Here is a 20,403-nt window from a genome sequence, read left to right on the forward strand (position 1 = left end):
ATATCCTCCTACCCTCTACTTTTAAGTATTTGCTCTCCAAAATTCAAATCTTCTCTTGTAGTCATCTTTATATTTTCATACGACCCCATTATCATCTTTACATTATAACCCATATTCTCAACCAACATAGCATCATCCGTTCCATAAAAGTCTTTTTCAGAAGCATTTTCATAAGACTTAATTAAAATGCTATAATCAAAACTTTGAGGAGTCTGAACTGCCCATACATACTTTCTATTAGGTGTATTAGTTACTATATTGTTGTCATCTAACACCTTGATAGTATCCTTAACAGGTACTCCTACTACAACAGCTTTATGCTTTGTTGCTTCTTCAATAGAGTTATTTATAATATCATTACTTACAAAAGGCCTTGCTCCATCGTGTATTAAAACTATGTTACAACCTTTACTTACCTCTTTAAGACCATTATAAACAGAATCTTGTCTTTCATTTCCTCCATGCGCTATTTTTATGTTTTTGTCGAAATTATACTTATTAAGTACATGTTTCACGAAAAACTCTTCTTCATCTTCTCGCACAACGACAACTATTTCATCTATATTATCGTTTTTATCAAAAGCTTCAATAGTATGAGCCACTACTTCTTTATCTCTTAATTTTATATACTGCTTGTTTATATTAGATTTCATCCTCTTGCCCGTTCCAGCGGCAACTATAACTGCACTATTCATTAAATCACCTCTAAAATAGATTATACTACAAATAGCTTATATATTTAGATAAATATATAAGCTATTTGTAGTATTTTTTAGAATACATCAATCAACAAACTATATCCGTTATAAACTTTAACTTTAGCCTTTAGTGTTCCTTCTCTAGACTTATCTTCTAAATTAGCTCCTGTATTTTCCTCAACAAAGTATTTATCTAAGTTATATGAAACCCTAATACCTATAATATTTTCTTTTTCATTTTCCTTCTTCTCTTCCCAATCAGTAATAGTATGATTATACTTAGCTTTTAAATATATCTTATTCTTTGGCTTTTTATCAGTTAAGTAATCAACTTTGTGAATCCCGCCTTCTTTTTTTAGAACAACATACAATTTCTTATCTTCAAGCTTTTCTTGATAATAACTGTCTTTAGCTATTAGCCCATCTGGTATTTGATCTAAGCTTATATCATTTATATCGTAATTTAGATATACATAATCTCCCCTAAAGAAATCTCTTGGATCATATGGTTTTGTATTAATTATTATTTCATCCCCTTTACAATAAGTCATAAGAGGAGTTATAGTCATGCCTATCAATATGATTATAGGCAAAATCATCGATATTATATATTTATTATTTTTCAATGAATTCACCCCCTCTTTTATTTCTCATTCTTTCAAAGTAATGACCAAATAATAAAAGTATTGCTCCTGATGTTATAAAAAACATCGACTTTGGCATAAAGTCATAGAACGTATCAAAATAATATCTAAGTATAGTTATACATATGAATATAAGAGATATTAAATTTCCTTTATTAGTCTCATGGAAAAGATACAGTGCATATAAAATAGCAAATATTATACTAATAGTAGTTCCGTTTCTTATAAAACTAAAACCCTGTTCCCAAATATAAGGTGCTGTAAGAATCAGACCTGATATACCAAATACTATCAATCCTTGTATATTAAATATATCCTTATTAATATTTGTTGTTATATAATACATAAATAATCCTATTATTAAGAATGCAATTGATATATAAAATTCGTCTACACTGTAATTATTTAAAAAGTATAATATAGTGCTTAATGATAGGAAATTATTAAAAAATGTACCTGATTTACTGTTTCCTAGTTGCTTGTTTATATAATATAAAATAGGTATTATTAGAATTATCGAATAAGATAAATAATCTAAATTATATGAATTGGCCAAATATATCAATAAAAATATATGTGAGAATATAAACACAAGCTTATCTTTGAATAATAAACCTACAGGTATTATACCTACACCCCAAAATAAAAATGCTTTTGAAAAATGTCCTCCATAGTTGAATATCTGACCTATTAAAAATATACCTGCTCCATATGTCAAAACTCCAATGTATAGAAAGCTCTTACTAGTCTTTGGGTACTTACCTTCCATCTTGTAACTTAATATATTGAATCCTATATAAGACCCTATAATCATAAACACCTTTGTTATCTTATTTATATAATTCCAGTTACTAGCTATAAAGCTAATTATTCCAAGTCCTATTAACACTGCTCCTATAGTAAGTATTATTCTAACAAAATTTAACCTTATAATATCATAACTATCAATTATCTCTACTTTTTGATCTGAACTTATCAAACTTTCTTTTTTCATAAATTCAAGCTCTTCTTCTAAAAAGTTCAGCTTATTTTTACTAATCTTTCTTTTTTTCATATTAATATACCTCCTATTCTACTTATCTATTAAACCATTGAATTTTTCATATATATATTCCTTATCAAACGAACTATATAATCTATAGTTTTTATCATCTAGTATTCTATAGTGAAATGTAACTATATTTTGCTGTATCCTAAAGGAATCGGATTGTTCTATATCTTTCCACCATATTTTACCTCCACCTGTTTTGTTTTTAGGAAAATACATCTTACCAAGAGCTACTATCTGTACAAGCTTTACAGGATCTTCTCCAAAGCTCATTCTAAGTATTTCACTTTCATTAAAAATGCTGCAAACAGCAATACAAGTACTCCAGGATAAAGAATTTCTCTCTTTTTCTATTTGAACTAATGTTTTTTTTGATATTCCTATCACTTCAGCCATCTTATCCTGAGAAAAATTATACTCTGTTCTTACAAGCTTTAATTTCCTAGAAACTATATCAATTACTTCTTCTTTGTTCATATGACCACCTCAATAGAGTTTCTTTTTTTAATTATAGTGTAATTTTACACTATAATCGTAAAAAAGTAAACTTTTTTTGTATAAAAAATTCGTCTAGTCGCTACGCACTGACTCATATTGCCAACGATCCCCTACGGGTTCCGTTGCTCAAAAATAGTTGTAAGCGTAGTTCTTTCCTCAATATTATCTCCATATTTAAAACTATATAATTCCCTATACAATAAAAAAGACTCTGCCATTGGCAAAGTCTTTTTTATGATGATTTTTCTGTTGCTGTTTTTGGTTTTCCAAATATCATTCTGCCTGCTGCAGTTTGAAGAACAGATGTTACTAAAACGTCTATAGTCTCTCCTATATATTTTCTGCCTCCATCTACTACAATCATAGTTCCATCATCTAGGTAAGCTACTCCTTGACCCGATTCTTTTCCTTCTTTTATAACCTGAACTATCATTTCTTCCCCTGGTATAACAACTGGCTTTACAGCATTTGCTAGTTCATTTATATTCAATACTTCAACACCTTGAAATTGGGCTACTTTATTTAAATTAAAATCATTAGTGACAACTTTTCCACCTATCATCTGTGCTAATTTTAAAAGTTTAATATCCACTTCTGGAACATCTTCAAAATCTTTGTCTGTTATTTCAACCTCAATATCAAGCTCTTTTTGTATTTTATTTAAAATATCAAGTCCTCTTCTACCTCTTACTCTTTTTAAGTCATCTGATGAATCTGCTATATGCTGAAGTTCTTTTAATACAAATTCAGGTATAACTATTTTACCTTCTATAAATCCAGTCTTAGATATATCAGCTATTCTTCCATCTATTATTACACTAGTATCTAGTATCTTAGGTTTATCTTTTAATTCTTTCTTACTAGTAGACTTTTCTTTAGTATTAGGTATTCTGATAATAGATGTTATGTTGAATAACTCATCCTTATATCTTACAGATATTTTTATTCCTATATATCCCATAAGAATGTATACAAGTACAGACAGAACAGTTCCAAGTATAGGAACAGGTATTTGAAGCAATAGATTACTTACCAAATACGCTATGAATAATCCAATTATAAGACCGATTGAACCTATTAAAATCTCCACTGGTGGTACTTTAGATAATTCTTTTTCCACAAAATTGGCTATATTCTTTCCCTCTTCTATAAGCCATGGAGAAATCAAGAAAAATATAAATCCCATTATAAGACCAGACACCATAGACCCTAAAATTATATACATCTCAGATGCCGGTAATAAATTCGGAAAAGCTTCAACTACAGAAAAATAAGTTCCAACTCCAATAGTTATACCTATTAAAGACATAATTCCTTTTATAATTTTATTTATCACTATTTCACCTCCTATTTAAAGTATCGTCTATATTTTATTTTTTAATCTAAATTTATATTACTTTCTATTAATTCCTTCACATTTTCAGAATTATCATTAAGAACTAATGTTAATTCACTAATTAGCATATCTTTAGCATCATTTAACATTTTCTTTTCTCCTGTTGACAGTCCCTTTTGCTTATCTTGTATCATTAAATCTCTAACAACAACCGCTATTTCGTATATATCTCCAGTTTTTATTTTGTCCATATTATCTCTAAATCTTTTATTCCACTTTTGATCCATATCTCCTTTTTTATCTTTAATTATATCCATTAAATCTTCTACTTTGTCCTTATCTATAATATGTCTTATTCCTAGCTTATTAATATTGTCAATAGGTATCATTATCTCAACTTCAGATATAACCATATTTAGAATATAATACTTCTTTGTCTCTCCTAATACCTCTTTTTCCTCTATAGAATTTATTATACCCGCTCCATAATTAGGGTAAACTATTTTGTCGCCTATATTAAACATAAAATTTCTCCCTTCAAAATAATAATCTATTATAGTATATACCAACGGTTTGGAATAGTCAAACCAAAACAATTATTTTATCATATTAAATTATAGTATGTCAATTATATTTTGTAATTAAATGCTCTATTATTACCTATTATGAAAAAATTTATACAATTGACCTGCAATCGTTTTCTTATTATAATTATTATGAGGTGATTTTAAAATGAGTGAATTCAATTTTGATAAATTTGAAAATTCAGTAAATAATTCATTAATAAGGCATAAGAGTATTTTAGATATAGTAACTAAACTTGAGGAAAGTAACTCTAAAACAAATAGGGCCATAATAAAGTCTGTTACAAACTGCGGTTGTATTGAAATATCAGGAAAGAAACAAAATCTTCCAAAATATATAGCCTTCAATGAACTTTCTAATTATATGAATAACCATATAGTAGGTAGTTTATGCGATAATTGCAAAGAAAAAATAGAAGAAGAATTAGGAAATCATCTTTTCTATATGCAGTCTCTATGCAATTGTCTAAACATAAGTCTAGAAGATGTTTTTAAGAAAGAAAACAATAAACTTCAAACTCTAGGAATATACAATCTACTTTAAAGTAATACGTTTGTATTTAAAATAAAAGGGCATATATATGTCCTTTTATTTTAAATAAATTTTTAAATATGTCTATCAAGTAATACTTGTTCTTGTATTCTTCTTAACCCATCTCTTATGTATCTAGCCCTTATTTCTCCAATACCTTCTACATCATCAAGTTCTTCAATAGTTGCTTTTAGTATAGACTGGAAGTTATCGAAATGATAAGTTAAATTCTCAACTACACTATTAGGCAATCTATATATTTTTCTAAGAATTCTCCATCCCCTTGGATAAACTGTATATTCTATATTATCTATATTACTAGCAGTATAACCCAAAAGCCTTACTATATTATTCAGCTCAAGCAAGTCCTCCGATGAGAAATTTCTAATAGATTTTTTGAATTGTGAATAATCTCTGTCTTTAATTATATTATAATCCTTAAATACCATTTCTCCGTCTTCTTTTACATTTCCTATTAACTCTTCTAACTGCATACTAACTAATATTCCTTCATTTCCAAGCTCTATTATATAATGTTCTATCTCTGTAACTATTCTCATAACCATTTCCGTTCTTTGAACAACTGTTGCAACATCATAAAGAGTTACCAAATCCTCAAATTCTAATGCACTTAGATTAATCATAGCCTGGTCTAGTACCGATTTATATTTTTCAAGAGTTTGAATAGCTTGATTTGCTTTTGTTAATATTTTTGATGTTTCTTGTATTACATATTTGCTATACCCTCTATACAAAGTTATTATGTTTCTTCTTTGTGATATAGATATAACCATCTCAGCAGTTTGCCTAGCGACCCTTTCTGCTGTTCTATGTCTTATCCCAGTCTCTGATGATGGTATCAATGGATTTGGTATTAATTGAGTATTTGCATAAAGTATCTTTTTACCATCACTACTTACTATTATTGCACCATCCATTTTTGCAAGTTCATACAAATATGCTGGTGAAAAATCAGAATTTATATTAAATCCACCATCAACTATTTTCATTATTTCTTCACTATTTCCTATTACAATCAATGCTCCAGTTTTTGCCCTTAGAACATTTTCAAGACCTTCTCTAAGAGGTGTTCCTGGTGCTATCATCTTCAAGCAGTTTAATTGTTCTATATCTTTTGTAAAGCTTTCTTTCATTTATATCTACCCTCCTAGTACATAGTCTAAAGCCTCTCTTATATTTTCTACTCCTATAATCTTAATATCGTCAATATTTTCTAATCCTTTTACATTATTTTTAGGAACTATTACTCTATTAAAACCTAATTTTTTGCATTCTGATATTCTTTTTTCTATAAAACTTACTCCTCTTATCTCTCCTGTTAAACCCACTTCACCGATGGCAACAGTTTTTTCATTTGTTTCTATATTTCTAAAGCTAGAGGCTATAGATATTACTATTCCAAGGTCCATAGCTGGCTCATTAAGTTTTATTCCTCCAACAACATTTATATAAATGTCTTGATTCTGTATTTGCATTCCTGCTCTTTTTTCAAGAACTGCCATAAGAAGAGAAACTCTATTATAATCCACTCCAGTTGCAGCCCTTTTGGGTATACCAAAGCTAGTTGGACAAACAAGAGCTTGAAGTTCTACTAACATAGGTCTTGTCCCTTCTATAGTTGCCACTATAACTGATCCTGATACGCCCTTTGGTTTTTCAGATATAAGTATTTTTGAAGGATTTTCGACTTCTATAAGTCCTTTATCTCTCATCTCAAATACTCCTAGTTCATTAGTAGAACCAAATCTATTTTTAACTGCTCTAACCATTCTATATGTATTATATCTTTCCCCTTCAAAGTAAAGAACAGTATCAACCATATGCTCAAGTATTTTAGGTCCAGCAAGTGATCCCTCCTTTGTTACATGTCCAACTATAAAGGTTGATATACCTACTTTTTTAGATATTTTCATAAATCTAGAGGTTCCTTCTTTTATTTGACTAACACTTCCTGGAGTAGAAGTTATTTGTGGACTAAATACTGTTTGTATAGAGTCAACTATCATCATATCAGGTTTTATATTATCTATTTGTTTCTCTATTATGTCTAGATTATTTTCTGCAAATATATATAAATTCTTACTTTCTATATCAAGCCTCTTTGCTCTCATCTTTATCTGGTATATGGATTCTTCCCCTGATACATATAGAACTTTTTTCCCACTTTTAGCTACATTTTCTGCAACCTGAATTAAAAGAGTAGACTTTCCTATTCCAGGATCTCCGCCTGCTAATATTAATGATCCTTTAACTACTCCTCCACCTAATACTCTATCTAGCTCATTTATACAAGTTGAAAACCTTTCTTGTTCCCTTATTTCAAGTTCATTTATTGATACAGGTTTTTGAACTTCTTTTTCTATTATAAAAAGATCATGTTTACTTTTTTTATCTTCTATTTCTTCCACAAATGTATTCCAATCATCACATTCTGGACATTTACCAATCCACTTTAAACTTTCGTATCCACATGATTGACAAACATATTTACTTTTAATTTTAGCCATATTATCACCTTTACATTTTAATTAATCAACTCAAGTTAATTGAATTAATACTAATTATAGAATACCAAAAAATATATATTTTGGGAAACAAAAAGAGCTTAATTTTAAGCCCTTTTATCAAATAATAGTTTTCCATTATTTTCTCTAACTATTATATCATCCCCTTTATTTATATTTCCTTTTAAAATTTCCTCTGAAATATTATCCTCAAGGAGCTTTTGTATAGCTCTCTTAAGAGGTCTTGCCCCATATGCTTTATCAAATCCTTCTTTTGCTATTAGCTTAATTGCACAATCTTCAAGTTCTAAATTTATGTCCATACTTTTTAATCGTTCTTGTAAATTTTTAATCATTAACTTCACTATTTCATCTATATGTTCTTGATTTAAAGAATGAAAAACTATTATCTCATCTATTCTATTTAAAAATTCTGGTTTGAATTTTAATCTAAGTTCTTTCATAACATTTTCTTTCATTTTTTCATATTCACTTTTTTGAATTTCTTCACTGTCTAAATGCGTTGTAAATCCCAATGTCTTTTGATTTGATATATTGTGAGCCCCTACATTAGACGTCATTATTATTAAAGTATTTTTAAAATCAATTATTCTACCTTTAGAATCACTTAATCTTCCATCATCTAATATTTGAAGCAATATATTAAATACATCTGGATGCGCTTTTTCTATTTCATCAAATAGTACTACACTATAAGGATTTCGTCTGATTTTTTCAGTAAGTTGGCCTCCTTCTTCATGCCCTATATATCCAGGGGGAGATCCTATCATCTTTGATACAGCGTGCTTTTCCATATATTCAGACATATCTATCCTTATTATACTATCTTCACTAGAGAACATAACGTGAGCTAACGCTTTAGAAAGTTCTGTCTTTCCAACTCCTGTTGGTCCTAAAAATATAAATGAACCTATTGGTCTTTTAGGATCTTTAAGACCTACTCTAGCTCTTCTTATAGCTTTTGATATAGCTTTTATAGCTTCTTTTTGACCTATAACCCTGTTACTTATTATATTTTCAAGATCTAAAAGCTTTTTACTTTCTTCTTGAATAAGCTTATTTACAGGTATTTTAGTCCATGAAGATACTATATCGGCTATATCCTCTTCATCAACTACATCAGATGATTTTGAAGAATCTTTCTTCCAGGCTTTTTGAGTCTTTTCTAGTTTTTCTTTTATCTCTTTTTCTTCATCTCTTATGCTTGCCGCATTTTCAAAATCTTGATTTCTTATAGCTTCTTCTTTTTCTTTTGCTAAAACTTCTAATCTATCCTGCATATCCTTTATATCTTTAGGAGGGACATAGTTAGAAAGCCTAACTTTAGAACTTGCTTCATCTATCAAATCAATAGCTTTATCTGGTAAAAATCTATCGTTTACATATCTATGTGATAAATTCACAGCAGCACTTATGGCCTCATCAGTTATTTTCACATTATGGTGGGCTTCATATCTATCTCTAAGCCCTTTTATTATATCTATAGAATCTTGAATAGACGGCTCGTCAACCATGACTGGCTGGAATCTTCTCTCAAGAGCAGAGTCTTTTTCTATATACTTTCTATATTCGTCAAGAGTAGTTGCTCCTATTATCTGTATCTCTCCTCTAGCAAGCTCAGGCTTTAAAATATTAGACGCATCCATAGATCCCTCTGAGCTACCAGCTCCAACTATTGTATGCAGCTCATCTATGAATAATATTATATTTTGATTATTTTTTAGTTCAACCATTGCATTTTTTATTCTTTCTTCAAACTCACCTCTATACTTTGCACCTGCTATCATTCCAACTAAATCTAGTGATACTATTCTCTTATCTTTTAATATTTCTGGTACATCACATGATACTATTTTCCCTGATAGTCCCTCTATTATAGCTGTTTTCCCAACCCCTGGATCTCCTATAAGTACAGGATTATTCTTAGTTCTTCTGCTTAGTATCTGTATAACTCTTTGTATTTCAATATCTCTTCCTATAACAGGATCTAGCTTTCCATCTTCATATAATTTATTAAGATCTTTACCGTACTTACTTAGTGTTGGTATGTTCTTATTATCAAATTTTTCATTTTTTTTATGTGCTATGTTTATATCCTTTAAAGAATTTAGTATTTCTGTACTTAACTCACTCATATTTATGCCTAAATCATATAATATCCTCCACGCTATTCCATCACCTTCTTTTATAATTCCCAAAAGTATATGTTCTGTTCCAACGTAATTATGTCCTAGTACTTTTGCCTGCATGAATGCGAGTTCGAATATTTTCTTAGTTCTTGGACTAAATCCAATTACTTTAACTTTTAAATTGCCTATTTGTATGTATAACGGTATACGCTGTTTTATTAGTTCTTCATTAACCCCAAACTTATTTAAAACTTGTCCGGATATACTCGCACTATCTTTTAAAATACCTAAAAGTATATGTTCACTTCCAACTAAATTATGTCCCATATTACTTGCTTCTATTGCTGCTATATCTAGTGATTTTCTAGCTCTTTGAGTAAATTTGTCAAACATAAAATCCCTCCTAAATTAATACTAATACATATTATTTCCGAAACATGAAATGTTAATTCAGATTGATATAAATAAAAAATTTGTCTAATGCCACGAATTTACTCATGCCGCCAATGAGCCCAACAGACTCTATTGCTCAAAATAGTTGATACTGTAGTAATTTCAACAATATTTTCTGTAGGCTGAAAATTATATAACCTCTTAGTATATAAAAAAAGAATGACTTAAAAAGTCATCCTTTTTTATCTATTTATTACTTTGTGCTTCTTCTATTATTTTCTGTGCAAACTGTGCTGGAACTTCATCATATTTATCAAATTCCATTTCAAAATAACCTCTTCCTTGAGTCATAGATCTTAAATCTATAGCATATTTAAAAGTCTCAGCTTGTGGTGCCTGAGCATATATAATTTGTTTTCCTCTTGAAGAAGGCTCCATTCCAAGTATTTTTCCTCTTCTTTTATTTATATCTCCCATTATGTCTCCCATATACTCTTCAGGAACTACTATTTTTAAATTCATTATAGGTTCTAATAATACAGGCTCTGCTTCTTGTATTCCTTTTTTAAATGCGATTGAAGATGCTATTTTAAATGCCATTTCAGATGAGTCCACATCATGATATGATCCATCATATAATGTTGCTTTTATATTCATAACAGGGAACCCTGCTAATGCACCTTCACTAAGACACTCTTTAAGACCTTTTTCTACGGCAGGTATATATTGTTTTGGAACTGATCCTCCGAATATGGCCTGCTCAAATATAAATTCTTCTTTAGATGGCTCAAATTTTATTTTAACATCTCCATACTGTCCGTGACCTCCACTTTGCTTTTTATGTTTTCCTTGTACATCTGATTTACCTTTTATGGTTTCTCTATATGCTACTTTCAAATCTGAAAGTTTAACCTCTACGCCAAATTTTTCTTTTAATTTATCTTTTATAGAATTTATATGCAGTTCTCCTTGGCCTCCTATTAAAGTTTGCTTGGTTTCATGATTTCTAAACCATTTAAAAGAAAGATCTTCTTCTGATAACCTATGAAGTCCATTACTTATTTTTTCTTCATCTCCCTTATTTAAGCTATTTATTGCATAATATATTTGTGGTTTTGGAAATTCTATATTTTCGAAAGGCTCTTTATTAGAGCTTGTAGATAGAGTATCACCAGTTTGAACATTTGAAAGCTTATTTAATACTACAATATCTCCAGCAACAGCTTTTTTAAGTTCAATCTGATCCTTGTTTTTAAATGAATATATATGATATATTTTTTCTTTATTATCTTTATTTATATTATAAACTTCAGTATCTGGAGTTAATTCACCCTCACATACTTTTAATAGCGATACTTTTCCAATGAATGGATCAACTAATGTTTTAAAAACTATTCCTGAGAATTCTTTATTATCACTTCTTAGTCCTATATCTGTAGGAGATGGCATGTAATCCCAAACCATATCCAGCAAAGTATGTATTCCTATATTTTTATTTGTTGAACCACACAATACAGGAATTATATCTCCTTTTAATACTCCTTCTCTTAATCCCTTATGTATTTCTTCTTGTGTGAATTCCCCTTGTTCAAAATATTTATCAAGAAGCTCATCATCAGTTTCAGCAACTGATTCTAGTAGCATTTCTCTAATAGGACTTATATCTTCTTTCATATTTTCAGGTATATCAACTGTAACGCAATCTTTGCCATTATACTCTCTTGCAAACATATCTACTACATTTATAAATCCTTTAAACTCTTCATTATTTCCCATAGGCAAATGGAATGGAGCTATTTTCTTTCCATATCTTTCTCTTAGTTGCTCTAACACTTTGTTGTAATCAGCTTTTTGGCTGTCAATTTTATTTATAAATATGAATTTTGGGGTATTGTTTTCATCTGTTATCTCTAAAGCTTTATCTGTTCCAACTTGAATATCACAAGTTCCATCTACTACTATGATAGATCCTGCTGCCGCTTTAATAGCTGATATTGATTCTCCATAAAAATCAAAATATCCAGGAGTATCTAAGAAATTATATTTATGGTCATTCCATTCAACAGGGGCTAAACTAAGTGTAGATGTCATATTTACTTCTTCATTTGGCTTACTTATCCTATTTACTAATTTATTAGTATATAAAACAGCTTCTATTAAATTACTTTTTCCACATCCAGAATGTCCTAAAACCACAATATTTCTTATTTTATCACTTTCATAAATTTTCATAGAAAAAATCCCCCTTCTTTTTTATAATATTCTATATATTTTGAATTTTTCCTTTTTTTAGTTTTTACTTATAAATCCAAAATAATACACAATATCATTAACTTATATTATTTAATTAAATTTGGCTTTATTATAAATATTATAATTTTCTTATATATAAAATATTATGTTTTAAAGTTTTTATTATGTATGATATATAAAAAATTCGTCTAGTTGCTACTCAACGGCTCATATCGCCAACGAGTTTCATTGCTTAAAAATAGTTGTAAGTATAGTTCTTCACCCATGTTATTTACAGATTCAAAATTATATAATTTCCTATAGAGTGAAAATTTAGCTTCATACTAGAAAACTAACGCTCTTCATTGCCTAATAATTGCTATTTTATTGATTTTCTAAATACATATTTTTTTATATTAATCTATTTTTTCGCAAAAAAATAATAGGTCTTTTTTAAAAGCCTATTATTTTTAAAACGTCATCTATTGTATTTTTTGTGTATTCACCTTTTTTGTATTTTCTTTTAGAAACTAGTATCTCAGCCTCATTACCTCTATTTATAATTTCTTTTAATATAGTTGGTAATTCTATGAATACTCCTAGTTCTTCAAAGTCCTCATCCATTATTATAAATGTCGGTATTTTAGGTTTTCCATTGAAGCTATACTTATTTAAAGCCTCTTCATTTCTTTCTCTTGATACAATTCTTAAGTTAATGTTTACATTTAAATCACAGATAAAGCTTACTCCCGGTAAATTTATTTGACAATCAGGGCACCAATCTTCCGCAAATACTAATATATATATTTTTTTTTGGACACTCTTTATCTTATTCATTAACTTTTTATCCATATTTATAGAATTCTTAATTTTTTCTATTTTTTCCTTGTATACATCTTCTGAAGATTCCAAAAACTCTTGAAAGCTTATACCTTTAAAAAACAGGTCTTTTAAACTCATATTTTTATACCCCCTATATGGATATACTACTTAAGAACTATTATAACACAAAAAATATAATAAAAAAAGATTACGTGGCTACGTCCTACTCTCCCAGGGGGCTGCCCCCCAAGTACCATCGGCGCTAAGGAGCTTAACTTCTGTGTTCGGAATGGGAACAGGTGTATCCTCCTTGCTGTAATAACCACATAATCTTTTAGTTTTAAGTATTAAGATTAATACTTTCAAAATTGATCAGATTTAAATTTTGGTTAAGTCCTCGATCTATTAGTATTCATCAGCTGAACTCATTACTGAGCTTACACCTTGAACCTATCAACCAGGTAGTCTTCCTGGGATCTTACTCATAAAGATGGGAAATCTTATCTTGAGGTTGGCTTCGCGCTTAGATGCTTTCAGCGCTTATCCATTCCATACATAGCTACCCAGCTATGCCACTGGCGTGACAACTGGTGCACCAGAGGTATGTCCATCCCGGTCCTCTCGTACTAAGGACAGCTCCTCTCAAATTTCCTACGCCTGCGACGGATAGGGACCGAACTGTCTCACGACGTTCTGAACCCAGCTCGCGTACCACTTTAATGGGCGAACAGCCCAACCCTTGGGACCTACTACAGCCCCAGGATGTGATGAGCCGACATCGAGGTGCCAAACCTCCCCGTCGATGTGGACTCTTGGGGGAGATAAGCCTGTTATCCCCAGGGTAGCTTTTATCCGTTGAGCGATGGCCCTTCCACGCGGAACCACCGGATCACTAAGCCCGACTTTCGTCCTTGCTCGACCTGTATGTCTTGCAATCAAGCTCCCTTTTGCCTTTGCACTCTTCGCACGATTTCCGACCGTGCTGAGGGAACCTTTGGGCGCCTCCGTTACATTTTGGGAGGCGACCGCCCCAGTCAAACTGTCCACCTGACAGTGTCCCAAGACCAGATTCATGGTCTATGGTTAGAATCTCAATATTACAAGGGTGGTATCCCAAGGATGACTCCACGAAAACTGGCGTTCTCGTATCTCAGTCTCCCACCTATCCTGTACATGTAATATCGAAATCCAATGCCAGGCTACAGTAAAGCTCCATGGGGTCTTTCCGTCCTGTCGCAGGTATCCGGCATCTTCACCGGAATTACAATTTCACCGAGTCTTTTGTTGAGACAGTGCCCAAATCGTTACGCCTTTCGTGCGGGTCGGAACTTACCCGACAAGGAATTTCGCTACCTTAGGACCGTTATAGTTACGGCCGCCGTTTACTGGGGCTTAAGTTCAATGCTTCGACTAATGTCTAACACATCCCCTTAACCTTCCAGCACCGGGCAGGCGTCAGCTCCTATACATCGTCTTTCGACTTAGCAGAAACCTATGTTTTTGGTAAACAGTCGCTTGGGCCTATTCTCTGCGGCCTCTTCGGGCATACACCCTAATGAGGCACCCCTTATCCCTAAGTTACGGGGTCATTTTGCCGAGTTCCTTAACAAAAGTTCTCTCGCTAGCCTTAGAATTCTCTTCTCACCCACCTGTGTCGGTTTGCGGTACGGGTACCTTTAATCTCAGTAGAGGCTTTTCTTGGCAGCATGAAATCGACTACTTCGCTACTTAAATTTCGCTCCCCATCACACCTCAGGATTGCACCGACGGATTTGCCTATCAATGCTCCCTTAATGCTTGGACCTACATATCCAATAGTAGGATAGCCTATCCTTCTGCGTCACCCCATTCTTCAAACGATTATCGGTAGTACAGGAATCTCAACCTGTTGTCCATCACCTACGCCTTTCGGCCTCGGCTTAGGTCCCGACTAACCCTGAGCGGACGAACCTTCCTCAGGAAACCTTGGGTTTTCGGCCCGTAGGATTCTCACCTACGTCTCGCTACTCATGCCAACATTCTCTCTTCACTGCAGTCCACTAGTCCTTCCGGTCTAGCTTCAACCCGCAGTGAATGCTCCCCTACCCATTGACAAAGTCAATGCCGTAGCTTCGGTAGTAAGTTTTAGCCCCGATAATTTTCGGCGCAGGATCACTCGACCAGTGAGCTATTACGCACTCTTTGAATGAATGGCTGCTTCTAAGCCAACATCCTGGTTGTCTGTGCAATCCCACATCCTTTACCACTTAACTTACATTTAGGGACCTTAGCTGACGGTCTGGGCTGTTTCCCTCTCGACTATGAATCTTATCACCCACAGTCTGACTCCCAAGCAAAAGATAAAGGCATTCGGAGTTTGATAGTCTTCGGTAACCCACAGGGCCCCTAGGACATTCAGTGCTCTACCTCCTCATCTCTAAGCTTGAGGCTAGCCCTAAAGCTATTTCGGGGAGAACCAGCTATCTCCGAGCTCGATTGGAATTTCACCTCTACCCACAGCTCATCCCCGCACTTTTCAACGTGCGTGGGTTCGGACCTCCACGAAATTTTACTTTCGCTTCATCCTGGCCATGGGTAGGTCGCTCGGTTTCGGGTCTACGACAAGTAACTGAATCGCCCAGTTAAGACTCGCTTTCGCTACGGCTCCAGACCCTAAGTCCTTAACCTTGCTACTTATCGTAACTCGTTGGCCCGTTCTACAAAAAGTACGCGGTCACACTAAAAATGTGCTCCCACAGCTTGTAGGCATAGGGTTTCAGGTTCTATTTCACTCCCCTTCCGGGGTTCTTTTCACCTTTCCCTCACGGTACTATACGCTATCGGTCACCAAGAAGTATTTAGCCTTGGGGGGTGGTCCCCCCAGCTTCCCACAGGGTTTCACGTGTCCCGTGGTACTCTGGAGTATGCTCGAAAGTCTTCTTGTTTAATCTACAGGACTATTACCTTCTATGGTGGGTCTTTCCAAACCTCTTCGACTACAATACCTCTTTCTTGTGAGCATATCCGCAACCCCTATGAAGAAAACTTCATAGGTTTGGGCTCTTCCCCTTTCGCTCGCCGCTACTTAGGGAATCGATTTTTCTTTCTCTTCCTCGAGGTACTTAGATGTTTCAGTTCCCTCGGTTCCCCTCCTTAGACTATGTATTCATCTAAGGATACCTAGACATTACTCTAGGTGGGTTTCCCCATTCGGAAATCTCCGGATCAAAGATTGCTTGCATCTCCCCGAAGCTTATCGCAGCTTACCACGTCCTTCATCGGCTCTTGGTGCCAAGGCATCCGCCCTACGCCCTTAATAACTTAACCTAAATTTATTTAAATCTGTTCAATTTTCAAAGTACTAATTTTGAGGAATAAACCCTCAAAATTAAACAGTAGGTTATTTCTCCTTAGAAAGGAGGTGATCCAGCCGCACCTTCCGATACGGCTACCTTGTTACGACTTCACCCCAGTCATTGATTTCACCTTCGGCAGATTCCTCCTTACGGTTGGATATCTGACTTCGGGCGCCCCCAACTTCCGTGGTGTGACGGGCGGTGTGTACAAGACCCGGGAACGCATTCACCGCGACATTCTGATTCGCGATTACTAGTAACTCCAGCTTCATGCAGGCGAGTTTCAGCCTGCAATCCGAACTGAGACTAGCTTTAAGAGATTAGCTTGACCTCGCGGTTTCGCAACTCTCTGTACTAGCCATTGTAGCACGTGTGTAGCCCTAAGCATAAGGGGCATGATGATTTGACGTCATCCCCACCTTCCTCCGAGTTATCCTCGGCAGTCTCTCTAGAGTGCCCATCCAAAATGCTGGCAACTAAAGATAAGGGTTGCGCTCGTTGCGGGACTTAACCCAACATCTCACGACACGAGCTGACGACAACCATGCACCACCTGTCACCTCAGTCCCCGAAGGGAAAGCTTCGATTAAGAAGCGGTCTGAGGGATGTCAAGCTTAGGTAAGGTTCTTCGCGTTGCTTCGAATTAAACCACATGCTCCGCTACTTGTGCGGGTCCCCGTCAATTCCTTTGAGTTTCACTCTTGCGAGCGTACTCCCCAGGCGGAGTGCTTAATGCGTTAGCTGCGGCACCGAGGGGGGTAACCCCCGACACCTAGCACTCATCGTTTACGGCGTGGACTACCAGGGTATCTAATCCTGTTCGCTCCCCACGCTTTCGTGCCTCAGCGTCAGTTACAGTCCAGAGAGCCGCCTTCGCAACTGGTATTCCTCCTAATATCTACGCATTTCACCGCTACACTAGGAATTCTACTCTCCTCTCCTGCACTCAAGCCCTGCAGTTTCAAAAGCTTACTACGGTTGAGCCGTAGCCTTTCACTTCTGACTTACAAGGCCGCCTACGCACCCTTTACGCCCAGTAATTCCGGATAACGCTTGCCCCCTACGTATTACCGCGGCTGCTGGCACGTAGTTAGCCGGGGCTTCCTCCTAAGGTACCGTCATTATCTTCCCTTAGGACAGAGCTTTACGACCCGAAGGCCTTCATCGCTCACGCGGCGTTGCTGCATCAGGGTTTCCCCCATTGTGCAATATTCCCCACTGCTGCCTCCCGTAGGAGTCTGGACCGTGTCTCAGTTCCAGTGTGGCCGATCACCCTCTCAGGTCGGCTACCCATCGTCGCCTTGGTAAGCTTTTACCTCACCAACTAGCTAATGGGACGCGGGTCCATCCTATACCGCTAACGCTTTGACATTTCTAAGATGCCTTAAAAATGTGTTATCTCGTATTAGCATATCTTTCGATATGTTATCCGTGTGTATAGGGCAGGTTACCCACGCGTTACTCACCCGTCCGCCGCTAAGATTAAAAAGCAAGCTTTTTAATCTCCGCTCGACTTGCATGTGTTAGGCACGCCGCCAGCGTTCATCCTGAGCCAGGATCAAACTCTTAAATAAAAGTTTGTCAGTACTCAGTAAACTGACTTTATGTGTTGTTTCCGAAAATCACTGTTGTGATTTATTTATAACCTACTGTTTAATTTTCAAAGTTCATTTTGTGTTTCGTGTTTGCCTCGTTGTTGAGGACAAGTAATAATATATCACCTTTAAAACATTTCGTCAACACTTTTTTTAAAGTTTTTATTACTTTTTTTTATTCTCTAATATATCCACAAATTCACATATGTATCTTCCTACATAAAATTCGTTGTTCATTATTTTTGTAATAAAATATTCTAACCAACAAATTTTATAATTTAAAAATTATTTTTTATAGGCTCAATTGAATATTTAGTGTTCATATTGAAAAAAATAATATTAGAATCTATAATTTTCTATTTATTATTAAAAAGGTGGTGTTTTTATGAATGATAAATTAAGTCATTTAAAAAAACTATATGAAGATGGCTATAGATGTATTTATTATGATTCTACTAATCAAAATACATTTTCTGTATATCTAAAAAATTTCGAAATGGAAAGAAGTGAGGTAGTAGAATTACAAGATTCTACAGAGTTTGATGAGTTAAGATCATATATAGATGGTTTTAATTTCAGATAGTTGTAAAATCCATAAAGGAGCCACCAGGCTCCTTTATAATGCACTTTCTTTAGTCAGATTATTTGCTATTTTTTTTATGAGATTCATCAATTCTTTTCTTTGTTTTTCATCTTTATCTACTCTATTTATATATTGATTAAAATATAATATTTTTTTATTTTTCATTTTATCACATCCCATATTCAATATGTATTCTTACTATTTCTATTTTTTTATCTTTATTTCCTTCTTTATTTTTAAAATTTTTGCTATAAAAATAAATCGCCTTTATTATAAATTCTACGCAAATATAGGCCATATTATACTTTCATTAGTAAAAATATTTCTATAAAGCGAAACTTAATTGATATAGAATTTTAAAACTTTCAGATAAAAATGAATCTGATTTAAGATATTGAGGAATTCATCTAAAAACAAAGGTTATCTTTAGTTTATATAGAATAATATTACTCACAAAATTTTCTTACATTTTACTTTGGGGGTACAGTCTATGATTATAAAATTAAATGATAGCTACAATAATCTTTTAACGAAATATTTAAAACAAGAAAGTGAAGTCAATCTTTTTATTATAGGGGATCTTGAGAACTACGGATATGATAAAGATTTTCAAGAGATTTGGGGAGAAATCAATGATAATGGATCTCTAATAGCAGTATTATTAAGATATCACTATAATCTTATATTTTACTCTAGGGATAAATTTGATCTTAATGGCTTTTATAATATTATGAAAAATATAGATTTTAAAGCTTTATCTGGCGAGAAAACTATAATAGAACAATTTCAAAATCTATTTGAATTTAGTCAAAGAAATGATATGCATTTTTGCAAATTAGATAATATTTCAGATTTAGAAATTAATAACTTATCTAATCGAATTAAGCAATTAAGCTTAGATAAAGTCCAAAATATAATAAAACTTCATCAATCGATTGATGAGTTTGATGACTTTCCATTAGAAATAGTTAAGAGAAATTTTGAAAGTGGTAGAGCCTATTATATAGAAGAAGACGAAGAAATTGTTTCAATTTCACAAACCACAGCTGAAAATACTAATTCTGCTATGATTATAGGTGTATGTACTCATCCGAAATACAGAAAAAAAGGCTATGCTTCAGCTTGCGTATCTCATATATGTATGGAGCTTTTAAAAGAAAATAAAACACTATGTCTTTTTTATGATAACCCTAAAGCTGGGAAAATGTATAAAAAATTAGGATTTAAAGATATAGGTATATGGACTTGTTACAATCCATAACAAAAAATAAAAAAAGATTACGTGGCTACGTCCTACTCTCCCAGGGGGCTGCCCCCCAAGTACCATCGGCGCTAAGGAGCTTAACTTCTGTGTTCGGAATGGGAACAGGTGTATCCTCCTTGCTGTAATAACCACATAATCTTTTAGTTTTAAGTATTAAGATTAAT

15 protein-coding genes and 4 rRNA genes are annotated in these 20,403 nt (G+C 33.4%); 3 read left to right on the forward strand and 16 right to left on the reverse strand.

The features are described 5' to 3' along the window. Positions 1-8: 8 nt before the first annotated feature. From ispD to M2214_RS16755, 6 genes are all read right to left on the reverse strand, one after another. Positions 9-695 carry a 2-C-methyl-D-erythritol 4-phosphate cytidylyltransferase gene (gene ispD / locus M2214_RS16730; protein ID WP_248481137.1) on the reverse strand — a complete coding sequence of 229 codons (687 nt, stop codon included), beginning with the start codon at positions 693-695 and terminating at the stop codon, positions 9-11. Positions 696-772: 77 nt separating this feature from the next. Continuing rightward, positions 773-1,324, reverse strand: coding sequence for a GDYXXLXY domain-containing protein (locus M2214_RS16735; RefSeq protein ID WP_248481138.1), 552 nt, complete (start codon positions 1,322-1,324; stop codon positions 773-775). Further along, positions 1,314-2,396, reverse strand: a complete 1,083-nt coding sequence (locus M2214_RS16740) for a DUF2157 domain-containing protein (protein ID WP_248481139.1) — start codon at positions 2,394-2,396, stop codon at positions 1,314-1,316. The genes M2214_RS16735 and M2214_RS16740 overlap by 11 nt, the downstream gene beginning before the upstream one ends. Positions 2,397-2,414: 18 nt before the next feature. Beyond that, positions 2,415-2,867, reverse strand: coding sequence for a helix-turn-helix transcriptional regulator (locus M2214_RS16745; protein ID WP_248481140.1), 453 nt, complete (start codon positions 2,865-2,867; stop codon positions 2,415-2,417). 253 nt (positions 2,868-3,120) lie between these two features. Further along, positions 3,121-4,224, reverse strand: a complete 1,104-nt coding sequence (locus M2214_RS16750; protein WP_248481141.1) for a PIN/TRAM domain-containing protein — start codon at positions 4,222-4,224, stop codon at positions 3,121-3,123. 41 nt (positions 4,225-4,265) lie between these two features. Next, on the reverse strand, positions 4,266-4,748 hold the full coding sequence (locus tag M2214_RS16755; protein WP_248481142.1) for a CarD family transcriptional regulator: 483 nt from the start codon (positions 4,746-4,748) through the stop codon (positions 4,266-4,268). Between the two features lie 208 nt (positions 4,749-4,956). On the opposite strand from M2214_RS16755, the gene M2214_RS16760 reads away from it, so the two are divergent. After that, a complete protein-coding gene (locus tag M2214_RS16760; protein WP_248481143.1) occupies positions 4,957-5,352 on the forward strand; it encodes a nucleoside triphosphate pyrophosphohydrolase family protein in 396 nt (131 codons plus the stop codon). A 62-nt stretch (positions 5,353-5,414) separates the two neighbouring features. Here the strand turns inward: M2214_RS16760 and disA are convergent, their stop codons facing one another. The 8 genes from disA to M2214_RS16800 form a co-directional block, all read right to left on the reverse strand. After that, the gene (gene disA, locus M2214_RS16765) at positions 5,415-6,494 is read right to left on the reverse strand and encodes a DNA integrity scanning diadenylate cyclase DisA (RefSeq protein ID WP_248481144.1); all 1,080 of its coding nucleotides are present in this window, start codon (positions 6,492-6,494) and stop codon (positions 5,415-5,417) included. A gap of 6 nt (positions 6,495-6,500) precedes the next feature. Then, positions 6,501-7,868 carry a DNA repair protein RadA gene (gene radA, locus M2214_RS16770; protein ID WP_248481145.1) on the reverse strand — a complete coding sequence of 456 codons (1,368 nt, stop codon included), beginning with the start codon at positions 7,866-7,868 and terminating at the stop codon, positions 6,501-6,503. Between the two features lie 104 nt (positions 7,869-7,972). After that, positions 7,973-10,408, reverse strand: a complete 2,436-nt coding sequence (locus tag M2214_RS16775) for an ATP-dependent Clp protease ATP-binding subunit (RefSeq protein WP_248481146.1) — start codon at positions 10,406-10,408, stop codon at positions 7,973-7,975. Between the two features lie 246 nt (positions 10,409-10,654). Beyond that, a complete protein-coding gene (locus M2214_RS16780) occupies positions 10,655-12,640 on the reverse strand; it encodes an elongation factor G (protein ID WP_248481147.1) in 1,986 nt (661 codons plus the stop codon). A gap of 453 nt (positions 12,641-13,093) precedes the next feature. Then, positions 13,094-13,600, reverse strand: coding sequence for a thioredoxin family protein (locus M2214_RS16785; RefSeq protein ID WP_248481148.1), 507 nt, complete (start codon positions 13,598-13,600; stop codon positions 13,094-13,096). Between the two features lie 72 nt (positions 13,601-13,672). Then, positions 13,673-13,789, reverse strand: a 5S ribosomal RNA gene (gene rrf, locus M2214_RS16790). Between the two features lie 58 nt (positions 13,790-13,847). Continuing rightward, a 23S ribosomal RNA gene (locus M2214_RS16795) occupies positions 13,848-16,768 on the reverse strand. Between the two features lie 87 nt (positions 16,769-16,855). Then, a 16S ribosomal RNA gene (locus M2214_RS16800) occupies positions 16,856-18,371 on the reverse strand. A 406-nt stretch (positions 18,372-18,777) separates the two neighbouring features. On the opposite strand from M2214_RS16800, the gene M2214_RS16805 reads away from it, so the two are divergent. Further along, a complete protein-coding gene (locus M2214_RS16805) occupies positions 18,778-18,975 on the forward strand; it encodes a hypothetical protein (RefSeq protein WP_248481149.1) in 198 nt (65 codons plus the stop codon). A 33-nt stretch (positions 18,976-19,008) separates the two neighbouring features. On the opposite strand, the gene M2214_RS18220 is transcribed toward M2214_RS16805, so the two are convergent. Beyond that, a complete protein-coding gene (locus tag M2214_RS18220; RefSeq protein WP_256466691.1) occupies positions 19,009-19,140 on the reverse strand; it encodes a hypothetical protein in 132 nt (43 codons plus the stop codon). A 325-nt stretch (positions 19,141-19,465) separates the two neighbouring features. Between M2214_RS18220 and M2214_RS16810 the strand changes: the two genes are divergently transcribed. Continuing rightward, the gene (locus tag M2214_RS16810; protein WP_248481150.1) at positions 19,466-20,236 is read left to right on the forward strand and encodes a GNAT family N-acetyltransferase; all 771 of its coding nucleotides are present in this window, start codon (positions 19,466-19,468) and stop codon (positions 20,234-20,236) included. Between the two features lie 19 nt (positions 20,237-20,255). On the opposite strand, the gene rrf (M2214_RS16815) is transcribed toward M2214_RS16810, so the two are convergent. Continuing rightward, positions 20,256-20,372, reverse strand: a 5S ribosomal RNA gene (rrf, locus tag M2214_RS16815). Together the 16S, 23S and 5S rRNA genes form the textbook arrangement of a ribosomal RNA operon. Between the last annotated feature and the right edge of the window lie 31 nt (positions 20,373-20,403).

Origin of the sequence: Tepidibacter aestuarii (assembly GCF_934924865.1) — a bacterium.
Classification (GTDB): domain Bacteria; phylum Bacillota; class Clostridia; order Peptostreptococcales; family Peptostreptococcaceae; genus Tepidibacter_A; species Tepidibacter_A aestuarii.